27 protein-coding genes and 3 pseudogenes are annotated in these 26825 nt (G+C 57.1%); 24 read left to right on the top strand and 6 right to left on the bottom strand.

Annotated features, from left to right (window positions below):
- The first annotated feature begins 46 nt into the window (after positions 1 to 46).
- From QRN60_RS24340 to QRN60_RS24320, 5 genes are all read left to right on the top strand, one after another.
- On the top strand, positions 47 to 901 hold the full coding sequence (locus QRN60_RS24340) for a pirin family protein (protein WP_060726531.1): 855 nt from the start codon (positions 47 to 49) through the stop codon (positions 899 to 901).
- Positions 902 to 1153: 252 nt separating this feature from the next.
- Positions 1154 to 2284 carry an NAD(P)-dependent alcohol dehydrogenase gene (locus QRN60_RS24335; protein ID WP_245369130.1) on the top strand — a complete coding sequence of 377 codons (1131 nt, stop codon included), beginning with the start codon at positions 1154 to 1156 and terminating at the stop codon, positions 2282 to 2284.
- Between the two features lie 48 nt (positions 2285 to 2332).
- Positions 2333 to 3412, top strand: a complete 1080-nt coding sequence (locus QRN60_RS24330; RefSeq protein WP_077998836.1) for an MBL fold metallo-hydrolase — start codon at positions 2333 to 2335, stop codon at positions 3410 to 3412.
- A 125-nt stretch (positions 3413 to 3537) separates the two neighbouring features.
- Positions 3538 to 4992 (top strand): aldehyde dehydrogenase family protein, encoded by a 1455-nt coding sequence (locus QRN60_RS24325; RefSeq protein WP_129567410.1) that lies wholly within the window; start codon positions 3538 to 3540, stop codon positions 4990 to 4992.
- A gap of 199 nt (positions 4993 to 5191) precedes the next feature.
- A complete protein-coding gene (locus QRN60_RS24320; RefSeq protein WP_236760347.1) occupies positions 5192 to 5752 on the top strand; it encodes a hypothetical protein in 561 nt (186 codons plus the stop codon).
- A 196-nt stretch (positions 5753 to 5948) separates the two neighbouring features.
- On the opposite strand, the gene QRN60_RS24315 is transcribed toward QRN60_RS24320, so the two are convergent.
- On the bottom strand, positions 5949 to 6848 hold the full coding sequence (locus tag QRN60_RS24315; protein WP_284767114.1) for a LysR family transcriptional regulator: 900 nt from the start codon (positions 6846 to 6848) through the stop codon (positions 5949 to 5951).
- Between the two features lie 363 nt (positions 6849 to 7211).
- Here QRN60_RS24315 and QRN60_RS24310 point away from each other — a divergent pair, with 363 nt between their 5' ends.
- Complete coding sequence (locus tag QRN60_RS24310) at positions 7212 to 7805, top strand: nitroreductase family protein (protein ID WP_111792101.1); 594 nt, start codon at positions 7212 to 7214, stop codon at positions 7803 to 7805.
- A 9-nt stretch (positions 7806 to 7814) separates the two neighbouring features.
- Positions 7815 to 7940 (top strand): annotated as a pseudogene (locus QRN60_RS24305) (transposase domain-containing protein); the annotation flags it as partial.
- Between the two features lie 64 nt (positions 7941 to 8004).
- Here the strand turns inward: QRN60_RS24305 and QRN60_RS24300 are convergent.
- On the bottom strand, positions 8005 to 8640 hold the full coding sequence (locus tag QRN60_RS24300) for a GntR family transcriptional regulator (RefSeq protein ID WP_245364782.1): 636 nt from the start codon (positions 8638 to 8640) through the stop codon (positions 8005 to 8007).
- A 776-nt stretch (positions 8641 to 9416) separates the two neighbouring features.
- Here QRN60_RS24300 and QRN60_RS24295 point away from each other — a divergent pair.
- The 5 genes from QRN60_RS24295 to QRN60_RS24270 all read left to right on the top strand — a co-directional run bounded on the left by QRN60_RS24295 (position 9417) and on the right by QRN60_RS24270 (position 13384).
- Positions 9417 to 9626, top strand: a complete 210-nt coding sequence (locus QRN60_RS24295; RefSeq protein WP_034806062.1) for a cold-shock protein — start codon at positions 9417 to 9419, stop codon at positions 9624 to 9626.
- Positions 9627 to 10083: 457 nt separating this feature from the next.
- Positions 10084 to 10359: a hypothetical protein gene (locus QRN60_RS24285; RefSeq protein ID WP_060726545.1), complete on the top strand. Its 276-nt coding sequence runs from the start codon at positions 10084 to 10086 to the stop codon at positions 10357 to 10359.
- An 82-nt stretch (positions 10360 to 10441) separates the two neighbouring features.
- Positions 10442 to 10690, top strand: a complete 249-nt coding sequence (locus tag QRN60_RS24280) for a hypothetical protein (protein ID WP_060726546.1) — start codon at positions 10442 to 10444, stop codon at positions 10688 to 10690.
- A 202-nt stretch (positions 10691 to 10892) separates the two neighbouring features.
- On the top strand, positions 10893 to 12335 hold the full coding sequence (locus QRN60_RS24275; RefSeq protein WP_129566537.1) for a DUF7125 family protein: 1443 nt from the start codon (positions 10893 to 10895) through the stop codon (positions 12333 to 12335).
- Positions 12332 to 13384, top strand: a complete 1053-nt coding sequence (locus QRN60_RS24270; protein WP_060726548.1) for a sensor histidine kinase — start codon at positions 12332 to 12334, stop codon at positions 13382 to 13384. Before QRN60_RS24275 ends, QRN60_RS24270 begins: the two co-directional genes overlap by 4 nt.
- Before the next feature lie 755 nt (positions 13385 to 14139).
- Here QRN60_RS24270 and dinB read toward each other — a convergent pair.
- Both dinB and QRN60_RS26620 read right to left on the bottom strand, forming a co-directional pair.
- Entirely contained in the window at positions 14140 to 15240 is a 1101-nt protein-coding gene (gene dinB, locus QRN60_RS24265) for a DNA polymerase IV (protein ID WP_111792096.1), read from the bottom strand.
- 431 nt (positions 15241 to 15671) lie between these two features.
- Positions 15672 to 15911: pseudogene (locus QRN60_RS26620) on the bottom strand (DDE-type integrase/transposase/recombinase); the annotation flags it as partial.
- 1 nt (position 15912) lies between these two features.
- On the opposite strand from QRN60_RS26620, the pseudogene QRN60_RS24255 reads away from it, so the two are divergent.
- Positions 15913 to 16191 (top strand): annotated as a pseudogene (locus tag QRN60_RS24255) (class II aldolase/adducin family protein); the annotation flags it as partial.
- 54 nt (positions 16192 to 16245) lie between these two features.
- Here QRN60_RS24255 and QRN60_RS24250 read toward each other — a convergent pair.
- Positions 16246 to 17166 carry a LysR family transcriptional regulator gene (locus tag QRN60_RS24250; RefSeq protein ID WP_060726550.1) on the bottom strand — a complete coding sequence of 307 codons (921 nt, stop codon included), beginning with the start codon at positions 17164 to 17166 and terminating at the stop codon, positions 16246 to 16248.
- 97 nt (positions 17167 to 17263) lie between these two features.
- Here QRN60_RS24250 and QRN60_RS24245 point away from each other — a divergent pair, with 97 nt between their 5' ends.
- Genes QRN60_RS24245 through QRN60_RS24235 form a run of 3 tightly spaced genes read left to right on the top strand, consistent with a single transcriptional unit; the run spans position 17264 to position 19269 of the window.
- A complete protein-coding gene (locus tag QRN60_RS24245) occupies positions 17264 to 18055 on the top strand; it encodes an SDR family NAD(P)-dependent oxidoreductase (RefSeq protein WP_077998839.1) in 792 nt (263 codons plus the stop codon).
- A 14-nt stretch (positions 18056 to 18069) separates the two neighbouring features.
- The gene (locus QRN60_RS24240; protein WP_060726552.1) at positions 18070 to 18372 is read left to right on the top strand and encodes a putative quinol monooxygenase; all 303 of its coding nucleotides are present in this window, start codon (positions 18070 to 18072) and stop codon (positions 18370 to 18372) included.
- 54 nt (positions 18373 to 18426) lie between these two features.
- Entirely contained in the window at positions 18427 to 19269 is an 843-nt protein-coding gene (locus tag QRN60_RS24235) for a type 1 glutamine amidotransferase domain-containing protein (RefSeq protein ID WP_060726553.1), read from the top strand.
- Between the two features lie 348 nt (positions 19270 to 19617).
- Here QRN60_RS24235 and QRN60_RS24230 read toward each other — a convergent pair whose 3' ends face one another.
- Positions 19618 to 20517: a LysR family transcriptional regulator gene (locus tag QRN60_RS24230; RefSeq protein WP_113100903.1), complete on the bottom strand. Its 900-nt coding sequence runs from the start codon at positions 20515 to 20517 to the stop codon at positions 19618 to 19620.
- A gap of 141 nt (positions 20518 to 20658) precedes the next feature.
- Between QRN60_RS24230 and QRN60_RS24225 the strand changes: the two genes are divergently transcribed.
- The 8 genes from QRN60_RS24225 (at position 20659) to QRN60_RS24190 (ending at position 26813) form a co-directional block, all read left to right on the top strand.
- Positions 20659 to 21225 (top strand): hypothetical protein, encoded by a 567-nt coding sequence (locus tag QRN60_RS24225; protein ID WP_080865230.1) that lies wholly within the window; start codon positions 20659 to 20661, stop codon positions 21223 to 21225.
- Positions 21222 to 21473, top strand: a complete 252-nt coding sequence (locus QRN60_RS24220) for an Atu4866 domain-containing protein (protein WP_060726556.1) — start codon at positions 21222 to 21224, stop codon at positions 21471 to 21473. Before QRN60_RS24225 ends, QRN60_RS24220 begins: the two co-directional genes overlap by 4 nt.
- A gap of 521 nt (positions 21474 to 21994) precedes the next feature.
- A complete protein-coding gene (locus tag QRN60_RS24215) occupies positions 21995 to 22999 on the top strand; it encodes a helix-turn-helix domain-containing protein (protein WP_060726558.1) in 1005 nt (334 codons plus the stop codon).
- A gap of 205 nt (positions 23000 to 23204) precedes the next feature.
- A complete protein-coding gene (locus QRN60_RS24210) occupies positions 23205 to 24425 on the top strand; it encodes an adenylate/guanylate cyclase domain-containing protein (protein ID WP_080865229.1) in 1221 nt (406 codons plus the stop codon).
- A gap of 293 nt (positions 24426 to 24718) precedes the next feature.
- Entirely contained in the window at positions 24719 to 25468 is a 750-nt protein-coding gene (locus QRN60_RS24205; RefSeq protein WP_080865228.1) for an SDR family oxidoreductase, read from the top strand.
- A 57-nt stretch (positions 25469 to 25525) separates the two neighbouring features.
- Positions 25526 to 26074 carry a flavin reductase family protein gene (locus tag QRN60_RS24200; RefSeq protein ID WP_060726561.1) on the top strand — a complete coding sequence of 183 codons (549 nt, stop codon included), beginning with the start codon at positions 25526 to 25528 and terminating at the stop codon, positions 26072 to 26074.
- Between the two features lie 51 nt (positions 26075 to 26125).
- Positions 26126 to 26410, top strand: a complete 285-nt coding sequence (locus QRN60_RS24195) for a DUF1330 domain-containing protein (RefSeq protein ID WP_080865226.1) — start codon at positions 26126 to 26128, stop codon at positions 26408 to 26410.
- Between the two features lie 100 nt (positions 26411 to 26510).
- On the top strand, positions 26511 to 26813 hold the full coding sequence (locus tag QRN60_RS24190; protein ID WP_080865225.1) for a putative quinol monooxygenase: 303 nt from the start codon (positions 26511 to 26513) through the stop codon (positions 26811 to 26813).
- Positions 26814 to 26825: the final 12 nt, after the last annotated feature.

Below are 26825 nucleotides of genomic sequence, written 5' to 3'. Positions count from 1 at the left end.
ACAGGGCGGACAGGTTTCACCTCTCAACTTCACGAGGGCAGCAAAGATGTTTCAAAGGTCCATCGACAGCATTACAACCACACCGCCTCTCGGCCCCGGCTTTGCGGGCGAGAGGCACAAAGCAGCGCTCGTCGTCGCACCGGGAAATTTTTCCGCGACCGACCCGTTCTTCCTGATGGCGGACGATCATGTGACCGGCGAGGGGCAATTCGGCGGGGCCCACCCTCATGCCGGCCTGGAGACCGTTACATTCATGCTTCATGGCACCATGGAAGATGCCGGCGGACGCATGGTCGAAGGCGACGTGGAATGGATGACAGCCGGAAGCGGCATCGTTCATTCGGAAGATACCCAAGTTTCTGCTGGTATGCGTCTGTTTCAGCTATGGCTCGTTCTTCCCGAGCGGGAGCGCAACATGGCGCCGAGGGTGCAGATCCTGAGACGTGATGAAATGCCGATACATCGCGGTAACGGCTTCGCGGCGACCGTCTACAGCGGTCGTTCGGCAGGGATCATCGCGCCAGCGAAGAACGCCGTGCCGGTGACCTTAGTCGATATCCGCCTTGAGACGGAAGCTGAGTTCGAGCAGGTGTTGCCGTCGTCCTACAACGGTTTCGTCGTGGTCATCGCCGGCGAGATCGAGGCGGGTGCAGGAAGGACAGTTCTCGCCGAGGACAAAGTCGGCTGGACCAGTCCGTTGGCGATTCACGGTGACAGTTTTATTAGGCTCAAGGCGGGGAAGGACGGTGCTCGGGTGCTTTTGTATGCAGGCCAACCGCAAAATATCCATGTCGTGGCACAAGGCCCATTTATCGCAGGCTCCAAAGAGGAACTTGCCGGCTACTATGCCGCCTACCGCCAAGGCAAATTCCCGAGTGCCGGAGAGATGCGACCTGTCTGATCTAACTGTCCACCTGCCATGAAGCCACAAAGGGTTTCATTATCAGCAACCCGACGTTCCGCCATTGCTGTCTTTAGCCGTTCGACAGCATGGATATGTTCGCGAACAGCGGGCCCGCAAACGGGCTGAGAAAACCAGCCGCTTCACCACCGCTCGTCCAAAACTCACGCGGATCGGATCGAGCCTTTCCGAACATGGATCGCCGCCGGTCCGTGAGCCGAATCCACTCGTCCTAGTATCCGAAATCAGCCCATGGAGGAAAAGATGACCCAATCCGCCACCGCAGCCGTACTGGAAGAAAAAAATGGACCCTTCATCCTTCGTGAAGTGAAGTTTGAGGCACCACGCCCCGACGAAGTGCTTATCCGCATGGTTGCTACGGGTATTTGCGCGACCGATGCGCATGTCAGGCAACAGCTCATGCCAACTCCACTGCCGGCGATCTTGGGCCATGAAGGCGCCGGCATCGTCGAACGTGTCGGATCGACCGTATCGCATCTCAAACCCGGCGATCATGTCGTTCTTTCCTATCACTCCTGCGGCCACTGCAAACCCTGCATGTCTTCCCATGCCGCCTACTGCGACCACGTCTGGGAAACGAATTTCGCCGGCTCCAGGCTCGATGGAACGATTGGCGTTACAACGCCCGACGGGAAGAGGCTCCATGCGCATTTCTTCGGTCAATCCTCATTCTCCACATATGCGCTCGCTCACCCGCGCAATACCGTCAAGGTCCCGGACGACGTGCCGCTTGAACTGCTTGGGCCGCTCGGTTGCGGCTTTCAGACCGGTGCCGGCTCCGTCTTGAAGGCGCTCAAAGTGCCGGTAGGCGCATCTATCGCCATCTTCGGTGCAGGGGCAGTCGGGCTGGCGGCGATCATGGCTGCAAAGGTTGCCGATGCGGCCGTCGTTATCGCCATCGATGTCAATACCGAACGGCTGAAACTCGCTTTGGACCTCGGCGCGACGCATTGCGTCAACCCGCGTGAGCAAATTGATGTTGCGTCGGCGATCAGGGATATCGCTTCTCGCGGCGTCGAATACGTCCTCGACACGAGCGGCCGGAAGGAGAACCTCGACGCCGGCATAGGCGCTCTGGCACCGATGGGGCAGTTTGGTTTCGTCGCCTTCAACGGCCATTCGGGCGCGGTTGTCGACGCATCCCGGCTCGCGGTAGGGCAAAGCCTCATCGGGATTATCCAGGGCGATGCCATTTCCGGCCTGATGATCCCGGAACTGGTCGGTCTCTATCGAAACGGTCGTTTCCCCTTCGACAGGCTGCTCACCTTCTACGACTTCGCCGACATTAACGAGGCATTTGACGATGTCGCGGCGGGGCGCGTGATCAAGGCCGTCCTGCGCTTTCCCCCGCAAGCCGCGTAACTACCCACTTTTCTTTCGATATCGCAAACATCATGGAGAATTGATCACATGTGCGACCGACACCAGAAGTTGATCAGAGCGTCCGACGAGCCAAACTTTTTCGGGATCGACCATTACGGTTTTCCGGAAGCCGGGGAGCACCCGGCTGATCCGCCGGGATACTATCCTGAGTACTTCTCCTCCGAACGCTTCCAGCGGCTCGGTTACCATGTCGAGGAGCTTCGCGGCGGCTTCTACTGGGTCACCAGTGGAGGCTATGACGCGGCCTTCGTCGTGACCAGCGACGGCGTCGTCGCCATCGACGCACCGCCGACGATCGGTGAAAACATGCTGGCTGCCATCGAAGACGTCACCGACAAGCCGGTAACGCATTTGATCTATAGCCATTGGCACACGGATCATATCGGTGCCGCTTCGGTTTTCGGGCCGGATGTTAAGATCGTCGCGCACGACATAACCAGGGAATTGCTAGAGCGGTTCCCCGATCCGAACCGACCGGTGCCAACCCTGACATTCGACAAGGATCATCTGCTTGTCGTCGGCGGGGTGACGCTCGAACTGTCCTACAAGGGCGAGAACCACTGCCCCGGCAACATCTTTATCTATGCGCCAGCGCAAAAGGTGCTGACCGTCATCGACATCGTCAGTCCAGGCAGCGCCACGTTCATGCATTGCGACGCATCGCAGAATATTACCGGCTGGTACGAAGCACAGAAGCAACTGATGGAATATGACTTCGATTTCCTCGTGGCTGGCCATCATATGAAGTACGGGACGCCAGATACTGTCGCAGCTTCAATCGAATATTTCCAGGACGTCCTCGACGGAGCACAGGCGGCCGTGGATCGATTCAGCCGGTCGGATGCGCTCGTCAGCATCCTGGAGGGCGCCGGCTGGGACAGAGTGTTTTCCGGCACCGAGAACTGGATCAATTCGATGGCCAATTTTGCCACGAAATACGTCCTGGAAAAGAAGAGCAGCAATGGCCAGCTCTGGTCCGAGCGGCTCGCCGGCGTGACGACCCAGACGAAGTACCACGCCTATACCGTGCTGGAGTCGATCCGCCTGGAAAGGCCGCGGCCGAATTATCGCTTGCGGGGCGAAAATCCGCCACCGTTCCTGACCTGACCGGGATCGTCCTCCACCTCAACCCGGAATCGGGCGGGCAAGCCTACCCCGGTATGTGCGGAGGTCGCCACTCATAAGGGCGGGCCGGATCTCGCGCGCCCTTGCAACATCAGAAAGGCAAGTCAATGACGACGTTTTCCGCAAATAACTGGATCGACGGCACCTTTGTCTCGTCTTCCAAACGCGGCCGCTCCATCGATCCAGCGACATATGAGACGATCGGAGATTATCCGGACGATGGCGGAGCGGCCGCACATTCTGCCATCGAAGCCGCAAAACGCGCATTCCGCGAAACCGCCTGGCGCGACGATGCCGAGCTTCGTGCAAGGGTGCTCGATCAGGTGGCATCGGCAATCGAGCGAAATCGCAAGCGCCTGATCGACATCCTCTCGCTTGAAAACGGTAAACTGCTCGGCGAGGCGGCGCTGGAGATCGACGGCAGTCCGAGCAAGCTTCGATATTGGGCTGCGATGGCTCGTACGGAGGCGGGGCGAGCGACATTGCCGAAGCCCGGCAGCCTCTCCGTGATTCTGCGCCAGCCGATAGGAGTGGCGGGGATTATCGTTCCCTGGAATTCTCCTGTCATTCTTGCGGTCCGCTCCTTCGCTCCAGCACTTGCTGCCGGCTGCGCGGTCGTCGTTAAGATGCCCGGCCAGGCGGCGCAAATCGCCAGCGTCCTGGCCAAGATCCTCGCGGAAGCTAAAGACCTGCCGGGCGGTATCTTGAACATGTTCATCGAGAGCGGTTCGGAGGGCGCAGCGCTTCTGGTTGAAAGCCCCGATGTGCCGACGATCAGCTTCACGGGAAGCACGCAAACCGGCCGTACCATCGGTGCCGTCGGTGCGAAGAGGATGAAGCGGTTCGGGCTGGAACTCGGTGGCAAGGCTCCGATGATCGTATTTGACGACGCTGATATCGACGCCATGCTGCCCGTGCTGGAAAAGGCCCTGACCATCTTTGCCGGCCAGTTCTGTATGACGGGCTCGCGGCTGCTCGTACAGAGTTCAATCTACGAACGGGTCCGCCACGGCCTCGCCGAAAGGCTGCGTGCTGTCAAAGTCGGACCGGCATCCGACCCGGCGAGCGATATGGGGCCACTGATCGACAAGGAGAACGTCGCCCGTGTCGACAACGTGGTGAAAAATGCGCTGTCAACGGGTGCAACTGCGGTCGTTCGAGGAGGGCCCGTGACAGAAGGCCCTTTGGCGAAAGGTGCTTTTTTCCGTCCTTCGATGCTGGAGGTCTCCGACAACAGCCTGCCGGTCGTGCAGCAGGAAACATTCGGTCCTGTGATAACAATCCAGCGGTTCTCCGATGAACGGGAAGCAGTCGTGCTGGCAAACGATAACGATTATGGCCTGTCTGCCTCTATCTGGACGCGAGACCTGGATCGATCGTTAAGGGTCGCGCAAGCGCTTGAAGCGGGCAGTGTGTTCATCAACGATTGGGCCAAGGTGTATGACGGGACGGAGGAGGGTGGATTTAAGCAATCCGGTCTCGGGAGGCTAAACGGAGTTGCCGCCATCGAGGACTTTATCGAATACAAGCACATCGCCCTTAAACCTGGCTTGCTTCGATAAGCTGCGTCAGTTGCTCAGGAAGTGTGCCTCCTCGACTCGGCCTTTGAGTGCTGGAACTTCAATGGAAATTCGTACTCGGTTGTGTTGCGTAATTTCCACTCAATGTTGCCGATGCAATTTTGCAGATCGATGGAGACGTCTCACCAACCTGGTTGACATCTCCTCAAATTGCGTACGGGACTTTCGAAAGGATAAAAATTTGCAGGACAAAGTTGACACCTTGAAGCAGGCGGAAAGAGTAATGATGGATACGATACATGCAGCTATCAGCCGAGCGGCGGTGGAAACGGAAGCTGCATTCCAGTCAGTTGGACCGCAGACCACCGCCCAAAATTATTTCTCGGACGTCGCCATGCGTCGGCTGTTTTTGCACCTGTGCGGTGCGGACGAGGATACCGCCAAGGGTGGTGATCCAGAGCACGCGTGGGACATACTCTATGTGGGGCGCGGTACAGCCCGGTATTGGGAAAAAGAACACGGAATTAGGTCTAGGCGCCGCAAGGCAGAGAGCCATGCGGAACTCGAAAGGGAAAGACGCGAGAAATCTGCTCTTACGCAAAGTGCTCAGAAGCTCGCAACTGACGTCGCCATCCGCGCGCTGATCGACCATGCGAGCATTTCCGACCCAGACCTGCGTGATCGCCTGTTGGCGACGGTTGAAGCCCGTGCCAGCGTCACCGATCCACTTTCGCAAGTCGAGCAGGATTTCGCCGATTCGGCGAAAGTCTCGATCGCCCGCCTTATTGGCACGGTCACTTGAAAGCCATCCGCAATACGGAGCCGTCGCCCGTTATCCGGTCAAGAGCACCTGGTACTGCGGTTCTCATCGCAGGTCGTGACCTTCAAAGGACATTAGGATTACGGCGACTTGGTTTCTGAGACTTGGAGTGGTTGGTCCTAAAGGTGCCGTGTCTTGAAATCCCGGGGCGGTTATCGAACTCGACGAGCGGCAGTCATTACACCTCACGTTCGAATTTCTCATACAGGAAGTTCACCAGCGCGCGCACTCGAGCGATGCCTGCGCGCGCTGGTGGCATCAATATGTGCAAATCTGCCCCCGCGTGACTATAGCCTGGGACTACGACTTCGAGCTCACCTTTGGCAAGCGACTCTTGAACCATGAAGAGGGGCAGTACCACGATACCAAGTCCGCCGCGCGCGGCGGCAAGCATCATTTGACCATTGTCTGTGCGAAATTGTGAGTTCACGCGGACTTGTTCCCATCCATCCGGACCTTGAAAACGCCAGCTGACCGTATCGAAGGAGTAGAGTATGGCGTTGTGCGCAGCCAGTTCAGCGGGCTTTGAGGGGCGCCCTCTGGCTTCCAGATAGGATGGACTGGCCGCGACAGCCCAACGTACCTTTGCAAGTTTTCTCGTAATCAGCACGGAATCCGGGATGCTTCCGATCCTTACCGCCAAGTCATACGCTTCGGCGACAAGATCCGGCTGACGGTCTTCAAAGCGGACGTCGAAATGGATCCTTGGGTGGAGGAGGGCGAACTCTGCCAGCAGCGGAGCGAGACAGAACTCTCCGAAAGCTACGGGAACCGAAACTCTAACCTGACCAGACGCTTCGGTCGTCGACCTTACAACCATCTCCTGCGCTGATTCCAGTTCGGCCAACCCAGATGCTGCTCGTACATGATACTCACGGCCGACGTCTGTAAGGGTTGTTCCCTTTTGGGAACGTGTGAGGAGCGTTGCGCCTAGAAAATTCTCCAAGCGACTGACGCGGCGACTGACGATCGATTTAGCGATCCCCAAACGACTAGCCGCACCAGCGATGCTACCAGTTTCGGCCACCTGAATGAAGGAGATCAAGTCCAAGATCTCGACAGTCTCAGGTTCCGCCATTAGCAACTCTGCACTCCAGTGAATGCGGTTACTGCAACACTGAGTGTGCGGATTGTCAAGTCTCCCAATTCGTTCGGCGCTCACACTGACGTCCTACAGCGACCCCTACAGGTCGAGCTGAATAAACGAACCAAGCAAGTTCCAATGCTTGGTAAAAATCGCTGTCCGCCGCCGCCCCGCATCGACCTCACCTCGCCGGATCGCATAACGCTGCATAGGGTGCTGGCATCGTTCTCTTTTCCGCAACAATGGGTTTCGCCTTGGCAGCCTATTGCTCCAACGATCCAGGTCGCATGATTGAATCGATAGAAAAGCCAGGAGATTAAATTGGACTTTCCAACCGAAAATCCGGATGGCCGCGGTGTGACGGTGCAACTTCTTGCAAAACGTCGGACACAGTATTTTCTCGGCAAAAACATCGCGTTCTCTGACGAAGAGATTGATGCACTTATTCGCGAGGCGGTTCGCCTGTCACCCTCAGCCTTTAATTCGCAAAGTTCGCGCGTTGTGATCCTGCACCGCGATGAAAATCAGAAACTCTGGAACATCGTGAAATCGGAGTTGAGCCATATCGTTGAAGGAGAGGCGAAGATGCACTCCCTCAGAAAAATCGATAGCTTCGCTGCTGGAGCAGGTGCTGTTCTTTTCTTCGAGGATCGAAATGTGGTCAGGCTCTTACAAGATCAGTGGCCTTTGTACGCTGATCATTTTCCAGATTGGTCCGAGCAAGCGTCTGGGATGGCGCAACTTTCGGTCTGGATTGCGCTTGCCGGCGTGGGAATTGGTGCCAGTCTCCAGCATTATAACCCGCTGGTTGACGCAAAGATCAAAAGGCATTGGGACATACCGGAGACATGGAGGTTACGCGCGCAAATGCCGTTCGGCTCCAACGAGGCACCTTTTCCCGCAAAGACGACTATCTCCGATGGTGACCGCTTTCGAAGCTTCTTTCGCTAGGCCTGCGGCGGTGCAGATCGTGCGGCCTTCATGGCCACACTGATTATGACGGCAAAGCTCAACGACATCGATCCGCAGGTGTGGCTGGCCGACGTTCTTGCCCGCATCGCTGACACGCCGATTACCAGGCTGTAGCAGTTGCTTCCGTGGAATTGGACGCCGCCGACCGTCAACGCTCAAGCGGCCCGACCTGCGGCCTTCACCGGAGGCTTACTGAGCTTGACTGGGCGGCCGCGCTGAGCCTGCGGCTTCCCTCAAGCAAATGATGCTGCAAAACTGCACTCGCAGCGTCGACGTTCCGATCTCTGCAAGCCTCAAGCAAAGCACGATGCTCCTCCTGCGATTGCTGCTCATAGTCCAGGTTTGAAAGCAACAACCTCACATAGCGGTCGGCCGCATCATGGTGGGTAGCAATGAGGCCGATAAGCCGCTCATTTTGGCAGGCACCGTAAAGTGTCATGTGGAACTGCTTATTCAGCGTCCCCCAACCCCCCACATCCGTCTCAGCGTCGATCTGTGCGAGAAGTGTTGCAGCCCTGTCCAGATCGGCCGTCGTTACGTGGAACCGAAGTTGACCTTGAGACCCCGGGGCGAAATCATCGCGAAGAAGGTTCACTATCGAGGATCCTCTCTTCAGCCACGTGACATGTTCGATATCGCGTGCATCGCCAAGGCACTCGGCGATGGATACGTTCTCGAAGCTCTCTTGCCATTCAAGACCAGAGCCGCCGCTGCATTGGCAGTGGCCGAGAGAATCGATGCAGGCCTCGCTAGCACAGTCATGGGGAAGCTTCAGTGTAGAGAAGGATATGCGGATGTTTCGAAAACTGCTCAAGCGACGACAATCTCGCTTTTGAAAGCAGTGTGCGACCATAAGCCAGCGTAATCCGCAGCACCTTCCTGTCCGTCTCCGCGCTGATTTCTCGGCAACTTGGTGGCCTTGGCTATGCCGCTGTTCGGCCGATTATTCTTTCGATGGGCGTCATTCTTATTAGCCAGCAAAACCAAATTGCGGCGGCGTCTGCGGCTGTGAATGAATTGTGTTGCAAATGTTTAGCCAATCCCAAGCGCGGGGTCGGCGGTTCACATCCCTTCAAGAGCATTTATCTCGGGTAAATCCGACTTCGCGGAAAGGGAGCCTTTGCAACAGTTATGTCCTTTGGAACTTTCAATAGTGTCCGGACGCTACCACCATTCGGATATATCCGGGACCTCTTGATCGATGACCTTTTTTAGCTCGATGCCGTTCGTTGAACAGGCTATATCCACATCACGTAACATCGCGAAGAAGTCCCTTTTTCGTCCGCATTCGCAGCTTGAGAAACCGGAAACCTCGCGCGATTGTTGAGCACCTCGAAGGGACTGCCGATTATCGGTTCCCGTGCCACCCCGACCTGCAACTAATAGATGAAATTCGGAATAAAAAAAACTAATCGTTGACTTCAACTCGCTGGTGCTTTATTTATCTGTCATCGATCTTTTGCTTGCCAAGCTTGTCTATCGTGCGATTGGCACCGCGCTCTAAGCGAACTTCTCTTTCAAAAATAGTCGGTTTTTTCCGCGTCGCATTCGTTGCGCGATATGTCACTCTATGCTTGGAAAGGGTTCATCGTGACCACTGGCACAGTAAAATGGTTTAATTCCACAAAGGGCTTTGGCTTCATTCAGCCTGACAATGGCGGCGCAGATGCGTTTGTTCATATCTCCGCTGTCGAGCGTGCAGGAATGCGCGAACTCGTAGAAGGCCAGAAGATTGGTTTCGAACTTGAGCGCGACAACAAGTCGGGCAAAATGTCTGCGACCAATCTGCAATCCGCATAAGTGAGATCCGCTTCCCTTTGACCACGGATGTACTGGCACTGCCGGGAGCAATTTCATCGAGGCCAGGCGTTTCGCCTGGCCTTTTTTTTCGGCCGTGGGCCGACAGCTAGGTACTTCATGACACAACAACACACCAGATCCCGCCAACAGGCAGAGATCGCGTTCAGCAAGCTTCAGGCTCCTGTCATCGCAAAGGATCTTGCAGAGCACGAGCGGAAAGCTGCGGTTGAGGCGCGAGATGAAAAAACAGCACGGCTTAGAGTTGCACGCCTCGCAAAAGAACTTGCGGACCGAACATCTGCGACAGCAGCACTCATCGCAAAGCGATCCGCGACGTTTTCGACCACTCGCTCGACCGATTGAGTGGACCCGGATCGCACTGGCGCCAGTTTCCAATCCAGCCGTAAGAGCTCTAGGTCAACGATGACGTGGGCATTTGAACACCGAAGGACGACAAATGTCATCGACAACAAATGAGTTGAACACGATTAACACCGCTTGGCAGATTGCCATCCAGGAAATCCTGAGGATGGTTATTCGCGATCTTTACCGAGGTGAAGGCGAAGCGCAGTTCAAGGAGCATATTGAACGCATTGAGGCCGCAGCTGTTGACAGTATCCAGACGGACCTGAGGTTTCGGGGAACAGACGAGTGGACGGAGCTACTCGTCAAGGAAAAGGCCAGCAATTTCGTCACGACCTTGCTGACGTCATTTACCTTCGACCGAGCATGATTACGCTGCACTAGTACGGTTGCGATCAATAGACTGCGGTCGCGCGCATGCGGCTTTCAGAGTAACACGAGAGGGCATCGTCATGGCGGACTTCAAACAATTTGCTGCGAGTTCGAACGGTGACAATTGGTATCTTGGGACGCGAGACGATGCGACATCGGTCGTCCGTCACAAGGGCAATCCAGCGTCGGGCGGACACGAGACAGAGATGCGTATCGAGGAGTTTCTGCTTCTAAGGCCGTTCAGTCCCGAGCAGGCGGCGCTGATTGAATTCCTTGATGCAGGCGTTGATCAACAGGACCAATCAAGTCTCGACAGCTCTTCTTTATAAATCTCCGCAGGCTGGGATTCCCTTCTAGGCCTTCCGGCGGCGCAGGCTGACGTGCCTTTATTGACAATAACTCCATTTTTCACAACTGCATATAATGTCGAACGAGTTGATGTTTTGAGAAAGACAAATATTGATGCAAGTGTGATCTGACTGCAGTGACATTTCCTCCGATTTCAGCGCGCGTGGCCAGCGGAAGGTGAATATGCCAAAACCGAAAATGCCCTCTGTCGTCAGGACCGGTATCGCGGGGCTTGACGAAATTCTTCGCGGTGGTCTTCCAGCATCCAATCTCTACATTTTGCAGGGCGCTCCAGGATCGGGCAAAACCACCGCCGCCCTTCAGTTCCTGCGAGCCGGTGTTGCCGCCGGCGAAAGCTGCATTTACGTGACGCTCTCGCAGACGGCTGCCGAGCTGAAGGCGATTGCTGTCTCGCACGGCTGGACACTCGACGGTATTCGTATTGAGGAGCTGGCAACATCCGGCTCTGTAAACGAGGCCGATGATCAAAGCATATTCATGACATCCGACCTGCGGCTTGACGAGACACGCAAGGCGATCGAGGCCGCGATAGAGAAACATAAACCGCGCCGCCTCGTCTATGATTCGCTTCTTGAAATCCGATTGATAACTGGAGATTCTCCCCGGTTCCGCCGGGAGTTGATCGCGTTCAAGGCTTTCCTGGCTAAACAGGACGTCGTGGCGCTACTGCTTGACACTCAGTCGTCAGACTTTGATCGGAGCGGCGAGGAGGTGGAGGGACTGGCCCACGGGGTAATTCGCTTCGACAAGTCGCTGGAGGAGTACGGCGGCGTTCGCCGCCGAGTCGAGATATCCAAAATGCGCAGCGTGCCGATCGCTGACGGCTATCATGACATGGCGATTAGGGAAGGCGAAGGCGTGGTGATATTCCCCCGAATTATGCCAAGCGCCGCATCGGACACCGGAAAGCCACAACTGATCAAATCCGGTGTAGCCGAACTCGACGAGATGTTCGGCGGAGGTCAGGAAGCCGGAACCACAACCCTCGTCATCGGTCAGGCCGGGACCGGAAAATCGACGATGTCATCACTCTATGCAACGGCGGCGCTTGAACGTGGAGAAAACGTAGCACTCTTTCTGTTCGAGGAGCGACTGGAAACCTTCTTTCGCCGATCTGAAGGTCTCGGCATGCAACTCAGGCAGTTTCATAAGGACGGCAGACTGATACTTCGCGACTTCAATCCCAACGAGATCTCACCGGGTGAATTCGGCCAGATCGTTCAGGATGCCGTGACGCAGAACAAGTCGAAAGTCGTCGTCATCGACAGTCTGACCGGTTACCTCAACTCTTTACCACACCGGGACAAAGCGGTGCGCGACATCCAGTCCCTGTTAAAGTACCTGGCGCGCTCCGGGGTGTTGACCATGCTTATTGTGGCTCAGCATGGGCTCCTCGGGCAGAATGTCGGGATCGACGTGGATGTGAGCTTCCTCGGCGATACAGTCCTACTGTTGCGGATCATGGAGCATGAAGGGCGCCTCCGTCGGAATATTACTGTAGTAAAGAAGCGCCACGGCCCGCATGATCTGGACGTGCGGGAACTGATTATCGAAAGCGGTAACGTCAGCGTGGTGGCCTACAACCCCCTTCCCGATCCAAAATGAACGGGCTGTCAAGGGAAAATGAGCTGGACTGGGTGCTGGTCCTTGCTCCGTTTCGAAAAGATGCTGATTACATTGCCGCTCTTTTGCAGGACCAAAAGGTGAGGGTGGTCTCGGCCAAGGTCGATGATGATCTTGAAGGTCTTCTTTGTTCGTCACCGGACATCATCATCGTTACGCACGAAGCGCTCACTCCCTCTGTCTTGACGAAGCTCTCCGATCACTTGAAAGCTCAACCGGATTGGTCAGAGATACCGATCATCGTCCTTCTTGAGAAGGCCGCACCGGTGCAAGGCATTCGCGACCGATTACAGGCGGCATGGCCAAAATCCCGACTTCTGTTCCATTTGCGTCCGATCGCGCCGTTGGAGTTGGTCAACGCCGTTCAGTTGAATCTTCTGGTGAGATTGCGGCAGCGACAAGTCCGGGATTCAATCGAACGGGAGAGAGAACTGCGTTTGGAACTCAACCATCGCGTCAAGAACATCCTTGCCACCGTCGCCTCCATTTTCCAGATGACGCGAAGAGGCGCTGCATCCATGGACGAACTGGCGGGTGATTTTGGCGCGCGGCTTCAGGCCCTTTCCGGCGTTCATTCCGCCGTCTTCGAGGCGGGCGGGGAAGAGGTTGGCCTCTCTTTGATCGTGGCGACGACCGTAGCTCCCTACAACGGTGATGGCTGTAGTCGAATTGCCGTTTCCGGTCCGGACATTGTTGTGAGTCGGGATGCCGGGACGACCATCGCTCTTTGTGTTCATGAGCTGACGACGAATGCTATCAAATATGGCGCGCTTTCTGTTCCTGAGGGTTACGTAGAGGTGGTTTGGGAGATATCCGATGGTAACGATCCCCTGTTCAGCATGAATTGGGTTGAACGAGGCGGCCCGCCTGCGGTCGCGCCCAGCCGCCAAGGGTACGGTACACGCTATATTCGTTCGGCTTTGGGGTCGTTATTTGGCACAGCGCCTGAACTGCAGTTTGACACCCAGGGATTTCGCTGTCGCATTGCCGGACCAGTTTCGCAGTTGCGGCCCGAAAAGGAGCCCGGCTAGTGATTGTTTTTACCGATGTGTGAACCACGACGTCCAAATGGTAACCGTAAGGAGTGAGCTATCCGCGTCGCGGTCGCTCAGGAAAGCAGTTAGCGCCTCGGTGCTGAGACGATCCCAGCTTTTGCCCCGGTCTGGACCGGCCGGCACCCGTGGTAGCAGGCCGGGCTGCGAACTCCAGAGCAGAAGCTCATCCAGCGAGCGGTATTCAGCTCATAGCGCAGATGGCGGGCGGTGACATAGGCATCAGGCATAGCCCGATGGGCGGGAAGGCCGATCTCGTGTATCAAACCTTCCGGCCTTCGCCGATAACGCAGCATATGGTTCGAAAACCTTGACAGCTCCGGCCAGACACGCAATGCACATTTCCAGGTGCAGATCCATGGAGCACCAGCGGCCAGTCTCGGCGTGCAATAGCGTTGCTCGAACGCGGCGCGGTGGGCGGCAAGGGCGATGATCGGGTGCGGTGGCCGCAAGATGCTTGGCGCTGCTTCTTTCCAGAGCGGCGCGCCAGTGACCTCCCAATCCTGGATATGATGTATTGCCATCGTGTCGGGCGAAATCGGCCTCCAAGTTGACCAGAACCGCGCGGCGCTCCCCAGCAACTTCCCACCTGCCATCCTCGCCTTGAACGACATCCTGCCACCCGATCTCGCAGACATCGCTCGGCCCGTTGCCAGCGGTTTCCAGGTCGATAACTCGAATACAGTGTGGGAACATTGCGGCTTTGACCCTTGATCTGCTCCAGCTTCCTCTGATCAGAAACCCAACCCGAGCTGCGGTTGTTCCTCGTTTTTGGCCGCCTCCTTGTCATTGGTGAGTGACGACAGTGTTACACCAAGAAGCCGGACCGGGAGCTTGAACGGATAGACACCCGCCAGCAGGGCATTGGCCGCACCGAGAATATCGCCGACACCTGCATAAGGGAGGGCAGTTGTCCTGCTCCGCGTCGCTTGGGTGAAATCGGAGTACTTTATCTTCACAGTCACCGTCTTGCCGCTGAAGCCCTTTGCCTGACAATAGGACCAGACTTTTTCCGCAAGTGGCCGGAGTTCGTTTGTCGCAAGGTCGAGGTCGCTGATATCGACGGCAAATGTGTCCTCGGCGCCGACTGACTTCCGCACACGGTCCGGCTGGACCTGCCGCTCATCGATGCCTCGGGCAATGCCATAGAAGTACGGCCCAGACTTCCCGAAATGCTCGATGAGAAACTTTAGGGACTTTGCCCTTAGATCCGCACCGGTCTCGATACCCAGGCGGAGCATTTTGTCCGCCGTGGCCGGGCCGACGCCATGGAACTTCTTTACGGCAAGTTGCTCGACGAAAGCTGGCCCGTTCTTCGGCGTGATGACTGCTTGGCCGTTGGGCTTGTTGAGGTCGGACGCCATCTTGGCGAGGAACTTGTTGTAGGAGATACCGGCGGAAGCATTCAGTCCGGTGACCGCCATTATTCTGGCACGGATTTCCAGCGCGATGTCGGTGGCGACCGACATGCCCTTGAGGTTTTCGGTGACGTCGAGATAGGCTTCGTCGAGCGACAGGGGTTCGATGATGGGCGTGTACTCCGCAAAAATCTCGCGGATCTGCTGGGAGACAGCACGGTAGACTTCGAACCTCGGCTTCACAAAGATTAGTGCGGGGCACTTCCGTGCCGCCGTGACTGACGGCATTGCCGAGCGAACGCCAAATTCCCGCGCCTCATAACTTGCTGCTGCAACAACGCCCCGTGCAGCCGCTCCGCCAACAGCCAAGGGTTTGCCACGCAGTTCCGGATTGTCGCGCTGCTCGACCGACGCGTAGAAGGCATCCATGTCGACATGGATGATTTTTCTGACGGTTGAGACGGTGGTTCGATCCATGGCAGGTGTCACTGGCGGAAACAAAGCAGGAACATAGCAGCTGCCGGCGACGCATCCAAGTCCTAACCCGCATGCTGCATCTGCCGAGGGAAACTCCTCGCTTGTTCAAGCGTTTGATTAATAACCCTGGCGAAGTGGAGATTGACCCATGGCCGACGACAGCACCTTGACCATAAGCAGTTTTCGAAACGCGTGAGACTGCCGACCTTGCGGAGGGCGCGCAGCGATGCTCCGCTCGAAGGAGACGAAGTTTCCGCGGATATCAATTCCAGCATGATCCCCACGGTTCAGCGGACGTCTGGTGACGTTGGCGCGATCCGGGTCTCCCGACGCTGATCTCCAGCGTTTTGAGTCGTCGCCATGCTCTGGCAATTTTCGCCCACAGGTTCATCGCCGCCGAACGCAGTTCGCGATGATGGCTTAAGATGTCGTGGCGCGGGGTTGTGAAACAGGTTGGCAATCGGGTCATGGATAGAGACGAAACGTTGTAGATGTCGCGGTGACTTGAATTGCTTCATGATCCGCTCTCGCCGCCGGATTGGCTGGTGGGAATTCTCTGCCCGATTGTTCAACCCATTGTGGGAACGATGCTCGACACCGGGCATGATCCCACGCTTCGCCGCGGCGTAGGATCGAAGCTTATCGGTGATCATCACCCGCGGCGCTCGCCCCCTCCTCGGCGACAAGGATATCCTGTTTATTAAAAACCACGGCGTCATGGTCCGTGCACCCAACATCGCCGAAGCCTGGCACGATCTCCACTACCTCGAGCGGGCCGCCGAAGTTCAGTTGAAGACGATGGGCTCGGGCTGCAAACTCCTGCCGGTCCTGCCTGCTGTCGCGGCTGATGCGGCGCGGCAGATGCGGGAGGGGGACCCGAAAAGTGCCAGGATGCATCTGGAAAGTATCCGCCGGGTGCTCGACCGGCAGGCGCCCGACTATCGAGACTGATCGGATAGGAAAGGTGAGGCGTTTCTAAACTCCACTTTCCCAATAATCCTCAGGTCAGGTCGTCCCATTCAGCAACGGCTGATCACCCAATGTGACAACCATATGTTCGATGAAGGCGCGGACACGATGGGGCAGGGGACCACCGCCAACATAGATGGCATGAACCAGTTCGAGGTCGCCTGGGTTGTAGTCGTCGAGGAGGACTATCAACCGCCCTGTTGCAATCTCGTCCGCCACATGAAAGAGGCCCACCCGGGCAATGCCGGCGCCCGCCAGCACCATCTGCTTCATCGTCTCGCCGTTGTTGACGACGATGCTGCCTTTGACTGGTTGCGCGATGTCACGGTCATGGTCACGAAACGGCCATGACGGCCGTGCGCGCCGGAAATTGAACGTCAGGCAGTCGTGTTCTCCGAGATCCGCTGGAGATTGCGGCGAACCCCTGCGCTTGAGGTAGTCGGGTGAAGCGCAGACTACGCGCCGACTCTGCCCGAGCTTTCGGGCAATCAGCCCGCTGTCCGGCAGGTTGCCCATCCGGATGGCGACGTCGGTCTTTTCCGCCACCAGATCGACAATGCCGTCGGTGAAGGAGAGATCGACGATCAGATCGGGGTTGCGCGCAATGAAGTCGGGGATTGCCGGTGCGACGAACATCGTGCCGAACGGTATCGTCGTGTTGATCCGCAGCCGCCCACGGACGGCGCCTCCTGCGGCTTCTTCGTCCGCCTCATTCAGTTCCTGCAGAATCCTGAGCGCTGCATGATGATAGGCTTCGCCTTCTTCTGTCAGTGTCAGGGCGCGGGTCGTTCGTACCAGAAGGCGTGTGCCAAGCCTTGTTTCCAGACGCGCGATCAACTTGCTGACCGCTGATGGCGTGATGTCGAGATTACGGGCGGCGGCAGAGAAACCCCCATCCTGAACGACGCGGGCAAACACCTCCATTTCGCCGGAACGTTCCATCAGGATGCGTGGCATTGATGATCCTCATTCACAGGTGCATGTCTCCTGCAGGCAATAGTATCTCTGAGGCTTAGATCATAAATTGTTTCCGGCAACAATCTGGAGACACGTCATGGATCTTCAACTGAACGGAAAGACCGCCCTTGTAACCGGCGCCACCGCCGGCATCGGCCTCGAAATCGCCCGATCTCTCGCACTAGAAGGGGCGCGCGTCGTGATCACCGGACGCGACCGCGCCAAGCTCGACAGCGCGATTGCTGTTATCAAGTCATCCGGCGGATTGGACATCACTGGCGTTCTGGCAGACGCCGCCAGCGCCGAGGGTGCCGCGATTATCGCGAAGGCCGAACCGTCTGTCGATATCCTCGTCAACAATCTCGGCATCTACGAGAGCAAGGCCTTCGGCGACATCACCGACGCCGATTGGAGCCATCTGTTCGACATCAATGTCATGAGCGGCGTGCGTCTGTCGCGCACCTATCTTCCCGGCATGCTGGAGCGCAACTGGGGCCGGATCATCTTCATTTCCAGCGAGTCAGGTGTGGCCATCCCTGAAGACATGATCCACTACGCAACGACCAAGACGGCACAACTGTCGATCTCGCGCGGATTGGCGCAACTGACCCGCGGCACCAATGTCACGGTCAATTCCGTGCTTCCGGGACCGACCCGCTCGGAAGGCATCGAATCCTTCCTGCGCAGCCAGGCAAGCGATCCGTCCGCACCGATCAAAGAGATCGAGGCCGAATTCTTCGCCACCGCCCGCGCGGCTTCGATCCTGCAGCGCATGGTGGAGGCGGAAGAGGTGGCAAACCTCGTTGCCTATCTCGCCAGCCCCCGTTCATCGGCCACGAACGGTGCAGCCCTTCGTGCCGAAGGCGGTCTCGTCAACACCATCGCCTGAGAAAGGCACTACCCATGTCAAACACGCCTCTGACCATCATCGCCATCACCACCGCCAAGCCCGGCAAGGAGGCGGCGCTTGGCGCTGCCCAGGAAAAGCTGGTCGCCGAGACTTTGGCCGAAGACGGCTGCCTCCGGTACGAGTTGCACCAGTCGCTCGATGATGGACGCGTGCGCATCTTTGTCGAAACCTGGCAAAGTGAAGCCCAATGGCGCGCCCATATGCAGGGCGCCGCCCTGCAGCGCTTTCAGGCGAGCGGCGTTGGCGACTATTTCGCCGACTTTGCGCTGCACCGGCTCACCAAGGTCGCTGGCTGAGAAGCAACCGCGTTTCCCTTCCCCACCATATTTCTAACTTTTGGAGCTAGACCCATGAAACTTCTGCGCAGCCTCGCCGTCGCTCTTGCGCTCGGCGCCAGCACCCTAAGCGCCCATGCCGGAAACGTCCTGATCGTGCTTTCCGATTCCGAACGCCTCGACCTCAAGGACGGCAAGGTGTTCAAGACCGGTTTCTACCTCAATGAGCTGATGCAGCCGGTGCAGGCGCTGCTCGATGCCGGCCATGAGATCACTTTCGCCACGCCGAAAGGTATGGCACCGTCCGTCGACACCACATCCATCGATAAGATGTATTTCGGTGGTGATGAAGCGGCGATGAAAGCCAGCGAGGCGCAGTTGTCGGAACTGGGCCTGATATCGAGCGACAGGTCGCCGGTCGTCAGCCTCGCACGGGTCGAGCAGATCGGCTACGACCATTTCGATGCGGTCTATGTGCCGGGCGGTCACGCACCCATGCAGGATCTTCTGGTCAGTTCAGAACTCGGTAAGCTGCTCACCTGGTTCCATGAGAATGGCAAGACGACCGCATTAGCATGCCATGGCCCGATCGCGCTGCTTTCCACGCTGCCGGACGCAGAAGGTTTCGTGACCCAGTTCGAAACGGCGGGAACGGCAAAGGCACAGGCGGGTTGGGTCTATGCAGGCTACAGGTTCACCGTCTTCAGCAACCAGGAAGAGGAAATGGCCAAGGGACTGCTGGGTGGCGGCGAGATGAAATTCTATCCGCAGGATGCGCTCACCCAAGCAGGCGGCCAGTTCAGCCAAGCCGAAGCCGCTTTCTCGGCACATGTGGTGACCGATCGGGAACTGATTACGGGCCAGAACCCCGCTTCCGCCCCGGCCGTCGCCAGAGAGCTACTGGCCCGATTGAAATAGCGTCTGCCGATGTCGCGCACGGGGCGACATCGGCCGCAGCTAAGCGGCGAATGTGGATCGGGGCCATGTTTGCCGCGCGCTACCATGCATCATGTTTTCGTGTGTGTGAAATCAAAGAGAGAGTACGCCGTAACATCTTTTCCACCTGGCGCTCAGCTTCAAATCCTATCCAGACTTTTGGCTTCGAAATAACGTGGTCGTCGGTTCCGCTCCCATCAAGAGCAGAGGCATTGAAAACCCACGCCGGCAGTCATGGACCGCCAAGTCCGCAAGATCCGCCGCGCTTGCATCTGGCGTTATAGACGCCCGATCCGGTTCACAAACTCACCTAGCTTCGTCCACCTGCCGCTAGGAAGACGCCAGTTTGTATGCACGAACGTGATCAATGAGTGCGCGCAGCTTGGGCGCCATATTGCGGCGGTTGGGGAAGTAAAGGAAGAACCCTGGAAATGGGAGCAAATATTCGTCCAACGTTGTGACCAACTCGCCCCGATCGATATGTAAACGAAACGTCTCTTCCAGCGCAAATGTGATACCGCCTCCAGCGAGCGCGGTCCGTACCATCAAATGCAGATCGTTTGTGGTGACTTGCGGCTCAACGGCTACGTCGATAGGAACTCCATTCTCCTCGAACTCCCACTGGTACGGCGCAGCACTGGGAGACGGACGCCAACCGATACAGCGATGCCTTACCAGGTCCCGAGGGTGACGAGGCGTTCCGTGCAATTCGAAATATCGCGGCGTCGCGACGACCACTTCTCTCTCTTCTTTGGTCAGTGGAACCGCGACCATATCCTGCTCGATCACCTCACCCAGCCGAACCCCCGCATCGAAGCCGGCAGCCACGATGTCAAAGACATCGTCTGTCACAGTGACGTCGATAGTGATGCCCGGATGGGTCTCGGCGAAGGACGCGATCAGTGGGCCAGACAAGAACTGTTCTGCAATCGATGTAACCGCAATCCGCAGCAAACCGCTCGGTCTGGCGTCACCCGCTACATTCTCGAACGCAGATTTGATCTCGGCCATTGGTTGCGACAGCACCTCGCGGAAGCGGTTGCCGGCTTCGGTGAGTCGCACGCTACGGGTCGTGCGGTTCACGAGCGCGATTCCACAGATATCCTCGAGCCGGCGGATGCCTTGGCTTACGGCCGAGCGAGTAACCCCTAGTCGGTCAGCCGCGGCCCTGAAGTTGCCCTCTTCGGCGACAGCCAGAAACACTGGCACAAGATTAAGGTCGATTGTCATTGTCGCGTCCGGCTAACCAATGTCGTTAGTGGAAAGGGAATACAAGCGACAATCGAATTTGTCTACCTTCTGTCCGTGGCCGACAGTCGCATCGCGCACAGCACGGCAGGCAATAACAACGATTTCGAAGGAGATATTCCAATGACGTACATAAAGATCAGACTCGCAGCAGCATTCGCTCTAGGGGTCTGCGCAGGTCCTGTCGCTGCACAGGCTGGCGCGTGCCCGCGGGACGGCGCCGAGGCTCCCCTCGCACTCCATGCCGACTGGATCATGAAAGGTTGGGAGCGTCAGGAAGGCGATGGCAAGTTCGTGTTCGCAGAAAAGCTGAACAAGTATTACGACCTCGAAAATACCAAGGGTGTTTTCTACGACAATTTTGCGCCTGGTAGCACACAGCTCTTTGATAACTCTGCTCGCTACGGCGCCAACTGGGAGGCGTTGCAGAACGCTGCTCGATCAGTGCGCCACGGACTGACTGGAGGCCACGACGCGATCGTCGGCGACACAGTTGCCTCGACGACACTTGGCTTCGTTGGCCGTATCAATCGCCTTGACGGCAAAGTGATCGCTTTCGATGGCCGCTCGCAGCTGGGCTGGGAATGTACTGCGGGCAAATGGAAAATCCGCCATGAACTGAACTACGCCTGGGTTGTCGAGCCCGAGACCATTCAATCTTTCCTGGGCAACCCGGAGGTGGCACAATGACGACCCAAACGCCCTCACATCCTTATGTCGGCATGTGGGAGACCGCAGACGGCCGCATCCGGCACCAGTTGCTCCCGAATGGCCGCTACGACGAGGCGCGTGGCCGACACGAAAGTGCATATCAGGGACGATACGAGGTGTCGGGAAGCCACATCGAGTACTGGGACGATACCGGCTTTACCGCCGACGGCGATTTTGTCGATGACGTGCTGTACCACGCGGGAATGGTTCTTTATCGCAAGCAGTAGCCAGAACCACGCCGGTGTATCTATTGCCGGCGTGGTTCAATTCTTTCGCTAGATGCGATGCTTCGTGACCATGAAAACCAGATCGAAAAGAAAGCTATGACAATAAGCAATATCGAAGAGGAGCACGAGAATCTGGCTTTGCCGGAAGACAGACAAAAACACCTCTGTGGTCTTCGCAAACAAACCAACGATGGTGTGGATCATGTTCAGCGGTGCAGGGGTCACGTTCATTCGAGCACTGCCGGGAAAGAACGCTACTTTGCATTCGCTCCTTGAAAACGACGCTTCCGTAAGCCTGTCGTATAGTAAGACCAGCCTGGAAGTCCTTACGTGTGCGGTGGACCCGGATTTCATCTGCCTCAGAGAGGCAGAAGAAACTGGCTTTATTTTCCTATCGGACGAAACCAGATGCTGCATTGCATCATTGGTGATGGTTATGGGCGGAGATGTGAACCGAGACATGTTTTATTGACGCCTGAGGCAATCCACGCAGCTTTGCTCGTTTATAGAGAGGGTCCGCATTGGCAAACATCGAACCAGTCCAAGAAAACACTCTGCCCCCGATCCCGGCCGTTACCGGACAACCTATTTACCCATCGGCCCTCGTGCCTGAACTGGATGAGATGACTGAAATGCCCGAGCGGACGTCCCCGCTCGGTCTTGAACGGTACATAGCTGGTCGCACGCTTATCAGTGGTGATAGCCCGGCCTGGAATGACATGTTCGTTAAGGTCTATTCCCGTCTCAACAAGCAGGAGCCCTTTCTCGTTCCTGCTGTCGCCGAACCACTGATCGTCTGGGTGATGTCAGGCGAGGCGGTGGTTGAGGAGCGTGACCTCGACGGAGAATGGGTAGCAAACAACGTCACCGTCGGTGATTTCTTTCTGACCCGCTCCCCCACCCCTTACGAAATGCGCTGGCGCGCAATCGGAGGAGCGCCCTTCCAGGTCATGCATCTTTATCTCTCGGTTTCCCTTTTCGAGCGCGTCGCCTACGACGTGCTGGGCTGCGCCGCTCCTCCTGCGCTGCGCGACATTTCCGGGGGTAAGGACACGCAACTGTCGCACCTCCTTTCACTGATTCACCAGGAGCTAAGGTCTGAAGGGAAGGGGAGTCAGCTGTTTATTCAGGGCCTTGCCCAGACACTAGCCGTGCATCTCATCCGAAATTATGCCGCCAGTGAAGCTTCCGATGATCGTCAGAACGCACTTCCCGGCCTCAAGCTACGCCGTGCTGTCGCTCACCTCGAGCAAAATCTGGCAGAGCCGTTCAATCTTGCCCAGCTTGCTGAAACGGTGGGCATGAGCGAATTCCACTTCAGTCGCCTGTTCAAAAAGGCAACGGGTCTCTCGCCTTCACGCTACTTTATCCGTCAGCGGATAGTCCGCGCGCAGCTTCTCCTGCAGGAGACCGATACGAGCATCATCGAGATCGGCATGTCTGTCGGGTATTCGAGCCCTAGCCATTTCGCCCAGGTCTTCCGTCGCGAAACCGGTCTGCCGCCGAGCCACTATCGGCGAGGCTGAATTTACGACCTGTTGCGATCAAAGAAGATACCGACAGCGCCCGTAAAGGTGCGAGTGATCGTTTCCGCAAATGCGAAAGACGATGTGCCACGGCTTCGGTATGGGCCCGGGTCGTTCGGTAGAGCCAGATACTAAAGTGCTTGTTTTCGGAAAGCCCGGCCCGCACAGTAAGTCACTGACAACGTTGCGCGGAAGTTCCAGAGACATGATTAACGAAGACATTGAGAGGATTTCCGCCTGGGTAGCGCAGCAGGGACTTCGGGGAGCAAGCGAGTCGATTTTGCTAGGTGGCTTTTGTGCAGCATGTCGCGACGCCGGTCTACCACTTGACCGCAGTCTTGCGCTCATTGACACGCTTCACCCGGTTCACGAGGGGCGCGCCTTTCGATGGGATAGTCAGCAGTTGGTGGAGACAGAATTCGCGTATGGTCCCAGCAGTTCCGGAGACGCGCTGGAAAACTGGAAACGCTCAGCTTTTTATCACCTGTGGGCCGGGAAAGAGTCCGAGATCCGACGTCGTATCGGACTGGGCGATCCGGCCGACTTTGCGACGCTGGACGATATGCGTACCTCTGGCCACACGGACTTTGTGGCTTTCATCCATCGGTTTGAGAAGCAGGGGACCATTGGGGAGATGGATTGCTTCTTCTCTCACTTCGTGACCCGGGACCCCGGTGGTTTTTCTGATGTCCATCTTCAGAACCTTCGCAAACTTTTGCCAGTTCTGGCACTGGCGATTAAAAGCGCCGCGCTTGCGCGGATCGCAAGGACAATTGCCGAAGTCTATCTTGGGCGCGATGCTGCACGAAAAGTATTCGAAGGCAAAATCAACCGGGGCGCATCCGAACGCATATCCGCAGCCCTGTGGTTCTCGGACCTCGCAAATTATACAAAAATTTCCGCAACAGTAGCGCCTGAAGAGATCATCCCTCTCCTGAATGATTACAGCGATGCGGTGATCTCGGCAGTCCATGAGGCCGGAGGCACGGTTCTAAAACTAATGGGGGATGGCGTCCTTGCAATTTTCAGAGCGGATCGACAGGTCGATGCCTGTGAAGCCGCTTTGCAAGCCGAAAACCTCCTTCGCCTGAGGCTAAAATCCCTTAATACCAGGAGGACATTGGAAGCCCGTTCCATAACGGAAGTCTGTCTCGGGCTACATGTCGGTGATGTCTTCTACGGGAACATCGGGAGCGAGGACCGGCTCGATTTCACTGTGATAGGTCCCGCCGTGAACGAGGTAAGCCGCATCGTTTCAATGTGTCGGTCGCTTGATGTAAACTTGCTGGCTTCGTCGAATTTCGCAGAGGGTATAGAGGGGCCTAATCGCCAACGTCTCGCGTGCGTAGGCAGGTTCGCATTAAAGGGCGTAGAGGGCGCGCAAATGCTTTACACGCTTGATGCTTCCTATCAAGCCCTGGCGTGAGAGAGCGTGTCCGCTCCCGGACAGCTCCAGTTGGCACGTTCCCATCCGCAGTTCCAGCTATAGACGTGTGGACCCGTCGCAGTCAGCGATGACTTCCGGCTGGCCCGGCTTGTCCTCGCGAAACTGGGCCCTTCCGTCTTAGGGGCTGAATTTGACCTCTCGCGTTTTCGAGCAAGATCGCGACAGGTCGAGCAAGAGCCCGTGAGAAGGGCGCCGATGACCGGCCTAAATTCCTTCTTGTCAAACCGAAACGCCCACCGCGGTGGTGGGCTCCAGGACAAGGAGTAAGAACAATGACCAACCTCAACGGAAAGATCGCACTGGTCACCGGCGCATCGAGCGGCATCGGCGCTGCTACCGCCGTCAAACTTGCTGAAGCCGGCGCAAAGGTCGGTATCGCAGCCCGCCGTACCGACAAGCTCGGGGATCTGAAGAAGCAGATCGAAGCCAAGGGTGGCGAAGCTCTTGTGATCGAAATGGACGTCGTCGATTCGGCTTCGGTCGACGCGGGTGTCAAAAAGCTTATCGACGCCTACGGCTCGATTGACATCCTGGTCAACAATGCCGGCCTGATGCCGCTCTCCGATATCGACCAGTTCAAGGTCGACGAGTGGCAGCGGATGGTGGACGTGAACGTGAAGGGCCTGCTCAACACGACGGCCGCCGTTTTGCCCCAGATGATCAAGCAGCATTCGGGCCATGTCTTCAACATGTCCTCAATCGCTGGTCGCAAGGTCTTCAAGGGTCTTTCGGTCTACTGCGCGACAAAACATGCGGTAACGGCTTTCTCTGATGGCCTGCGTATGGAAGTCGGCCAGAAACACGGCATCCGCGTGACCTGCATCCAGCCGGGCGCCGTTGCCACCGAGCTCTACGACCACATCACCGATCCGGGCTACCGCAAGCAGATGGACGAGCTGGCGAGCCAGATGACCTTCCTCCAGGGCGAGGATATCGGCGACACCATCGTCTTCGCCGCCCAGGCCCCGGCTCATGTGGACGTCGCCGAGCTGTTCGTCCTGCCAGTAGAACAGGGTTGGTAACAGACCGACCCTGAAGGGTCCCTGCCTCGATGCAGGGACCTCTCAAGGGAGATTGTCATGAAGGAATTACCCGCATCTCAAGCTTATCGCGTTCTGGAACCTGGCCCGATCGTCATGGTCTCCACGAGCGATAACGGCAAGCCCAATGTGATGACAATGGGCTTCCATATGATGATCCAGCATGACCCGCCGCTGATCGGTTGTGTCATCGGGCCGTGGGATCACAGCTATCAGGCTCTCCGAAAAACCGGAGAATGTGTCATCGCAGTCCCCGGTCTGGATCTCGCCGAAACGGTTGTCGACGTCGGGAATTGTTCGGGCGATCGGGTGAACAAATTCCAGAGGTACGGCCTCAAGACGCGACCTGCCAAGGACGTGGCAGCACCGCTCTTGTCCGACTGCCTGGTCAATATTGAATGTCGGGTCGTCGATACCAGGCTTTCGGATCCCTACAACCTCTTCATCCTTGAAGCGACGAGGATCTGGATCAACGAGACCCGAAAAGAGCGTCGAATGATGCATCACCGCGGCGACGGCACGTTCACCGTCGACGGCGGCACGCTCGACCTCAAAGACCGCATGGTCAAATGGCGCCATCTCCCCTGACAGCGCCATGAGCCCCAGAAGCTACAAACTCAACAGGAAAGGAAAAGACCTATGTCTGCTTATCTTATCGTCGATCTCGACATCCACGACATGAAGTCTATCGAAGATTACAGGTCAAAGGCATTGCCGCTCGTCGCCAAAGCCGGCGGCAAGCTCATCGCAATCGATGAAACACCACTGGAGCTGGAGGGCTGGACCGCCACCAACATGCTTATCATCGAGTTCCCGGACAGGCAAGCGATCCGTGAGCTCTTCGCATCCCCCGAATACGCGCCCTTGGCCGCTCAGCGGCAGGCTGCGGCCGCATCGCGCATCATCGCGATCAACGGCGTCTGAAATCAGCAAGATCACGACAGCTCCCGCAAAAGCGCGGCAGATCTTTTCCAGGCACGCCGTCACTATGCGGGTGTTGCCCCAACCTGAGAGGAGACCTGAAATGGCTGATCTTACAAATGTGGCCTACTTCACCGCAAAGCCGGGCCGCTCAGGAGATCTGGGTGACGAACTGCTTCAGCTCGTCGCTCCGTCCCGAAACGAGGAAGGCTGCCTCCGCTACGAGATCCACCAGTCCACTGACGTTCCCGACGTATGGATGGTGCTCGAAGACTGGCGGCACACCTCCGACTTCAAACTGCATATGAGCACGCCTTACGTCGAAGCCTTCATGGCGAAGGTCCCGGAGCTTTGTGTCGAAGACGTGGAAATCTGCGGCTACCAGCAACGGTCCCCGCAGGCCTGAAACAGAAAGGAG

The sequence above is a fragment of the Agrobacterium sp. CFBP2214 genome (assembly GCF_030209895.1).
GTDB lineage: Bacteria > Pseudomonadota > Alphaproteobacteria > Rhizobiales > Rhizobiaceae > Agrobacterium > Agrobacterium radiobacter.
The sequence above is the reverse complement of the archived record's forward strand: the minus strand, read 5'-3'. Positions and strand labels throughout refer to the sequence as shown.

What these genes read in the sequence shown, in the direction of transcription:
- QRN60_RS24340 (WP_060726531.1), top strand. Translation starts at nt 47, where the DNA reads ATGTTTCAAAGGTCCATCGACAGCATTACAACCACACCGCCTCTCGGC.
- QRN60_RS24335 (WP_245369130.1), top strand. Translation starts at nt 1,154, where the DNA reads ATGGAGGAAAAGATGACCCAATCCGCCACCGCAGCCGTACTGGAAGAA.
- QRN60_RS24330 (WP_077998836.1), top strand. Translation starts at nt 2,333, where the DNA reads ATGTGCGACCGACACCAGAAGTTGATCAGAGCGTCCGACGAGCCAAAC.
- QRN60_RS24325 (WP_129567410.1), top strand. Translation starts at nt 3,538, where the DNA reads ATGACGACGTTTTCCGCAAATAACTGGATCGACGGCACCTTTGTCTCG.
- QRN60_RS24315 (WP_284767114.1), bottom strand. Translation starts at nt 6,848, where the DNA reads ATGGCGGAACCTGAGACTGTCGAGATCTTGGACTTGATCTCCTTCATT.
- QRN60_RS24285 (WP_060726545.1), top strand. Translation starts at nt 10,084, where the DNA reads ATGTCATCGACAACAAATGAGTTGAACACGATTAACACCGCTTGGCAG.
- QRN60_RS24280 (WP_060726546.1), top strand. Translation starts at nt 10,442, where the DNA reads ATGGCGGACTTCAAACAATTTGCTGCGAGTTCGAACGGTGACAATTGG.
- QRN60_RS24275 (WP_129566537.1), top strand. Translation starts at nt 10,893, where the DNA reads ATGCCAAAACCGAAAATGCCCTCTGTCGTCAGGACCGGTATCGCGGGG.
- QRN60_RS24270 (WP_060726548.1), top strand. Translation starts at nt 12,332, where the DNA reads ATGAACGGGCTGTCAAGGGAAAATGAGCTGGACTGGGTGCTGGTCCTT.
- dinB (WP_111792096.1), bottom strand. Translation starts at nt 15,240, where the DNA reads ATGGATCGAACCACCGTCTCAACCGTCAGAAAAATCATCCATGTCGAC.
- QRN60_RS24250 (WP_060726550.1), bottom strand. Translation starts at nt 17,166, where the DNA reads ATGCCACGCATCCTGATGGAACGTTCCGGCGAAATGGAGGTGTTTGCC.
- QRN60_RS24245 (WP_077998839.1), top strand. Translation starts at nt 17,264, where the DNA reads ATGGATCTTCAACTGAACGGAAAGACCGCCCTTGTAACCGGCGCCACC.
- QRN60_RS24240 (WP_060726552.1), top strand. Translation starts at nt 18,070, where the DNA reads ATGTCAAACACGCCTCTGACCATCATCGCCATCACCACCGCCAAGCCC.
- QRN60_RS24235 (WP_060726553.1), top strand. Translation starts at nt 18,427, where the DNA reads ATGAAACTTCTGCGCAGCCTCGCCGTCGCTCTTGCGCTCGGCGCCAGC.
- QRN60_RS24230 (WP_113100903.1), bottom strand. Translation starts at nt 20,517, where the DNA reads ATGACAATCGACCTTAATCTTGTGCCAGTGTTTCTGGCTGTCGCCGAA.
- QRN60_RS24225 (WP_080865230.1), top strand. Translation starts at nt 20,659, where the DNA reads ATGACGTACATAAAGATCAGACTCGCAGCAGCATTCGCTCTAGGGGTC.
- QRN60_RS24220 (WP_060726556.1), top strand. Translation starts at nt 21,222, where the DNA reads ATGACGACCCAAACGCCCTCACATCCTTATGTCGGCATGTGGGAGACC.
- QRN60_RS24210 (WP_080865229.1), top strand. Translation starts at nt 23,205, where the DNA reads ATGATTAACGAAGACATTGAGAGGATTTCCGCCTGGGTAGCGCAGCAG.
- QRN60_RS24205 (WP_080865228.1), top strand. Translation starts at nt 24,719, where the DNA reads ATGACCAACCTCAACGGAAAGATCGCACTGGTCACCGGCGCATCGAGC.
- QRN60_RS24200 (WP_060726561.1), top strand. Translation starts at nt 25,526, where the DNA reads ATGAAGGAATTACCCGCATCTCAAGCTTATCGCGTTCTGGAACCTGGC.
- QRN60_RS24195 (WP_080865226.1), top strand. Translation starts at nt 26,126, where the DNA reads ATGTCTGCTTATCTTATCGTCGATCTCGACATCCACGACATGAAGTCT.
- QRN60_RS24190 (WP_080865225.1), top strand. Translation starts at nt 26,511, where the DNA reads ATGGCTGATCTTACAAATGTGGCCTACTTCACCGCAAAGCCGGGCCGC.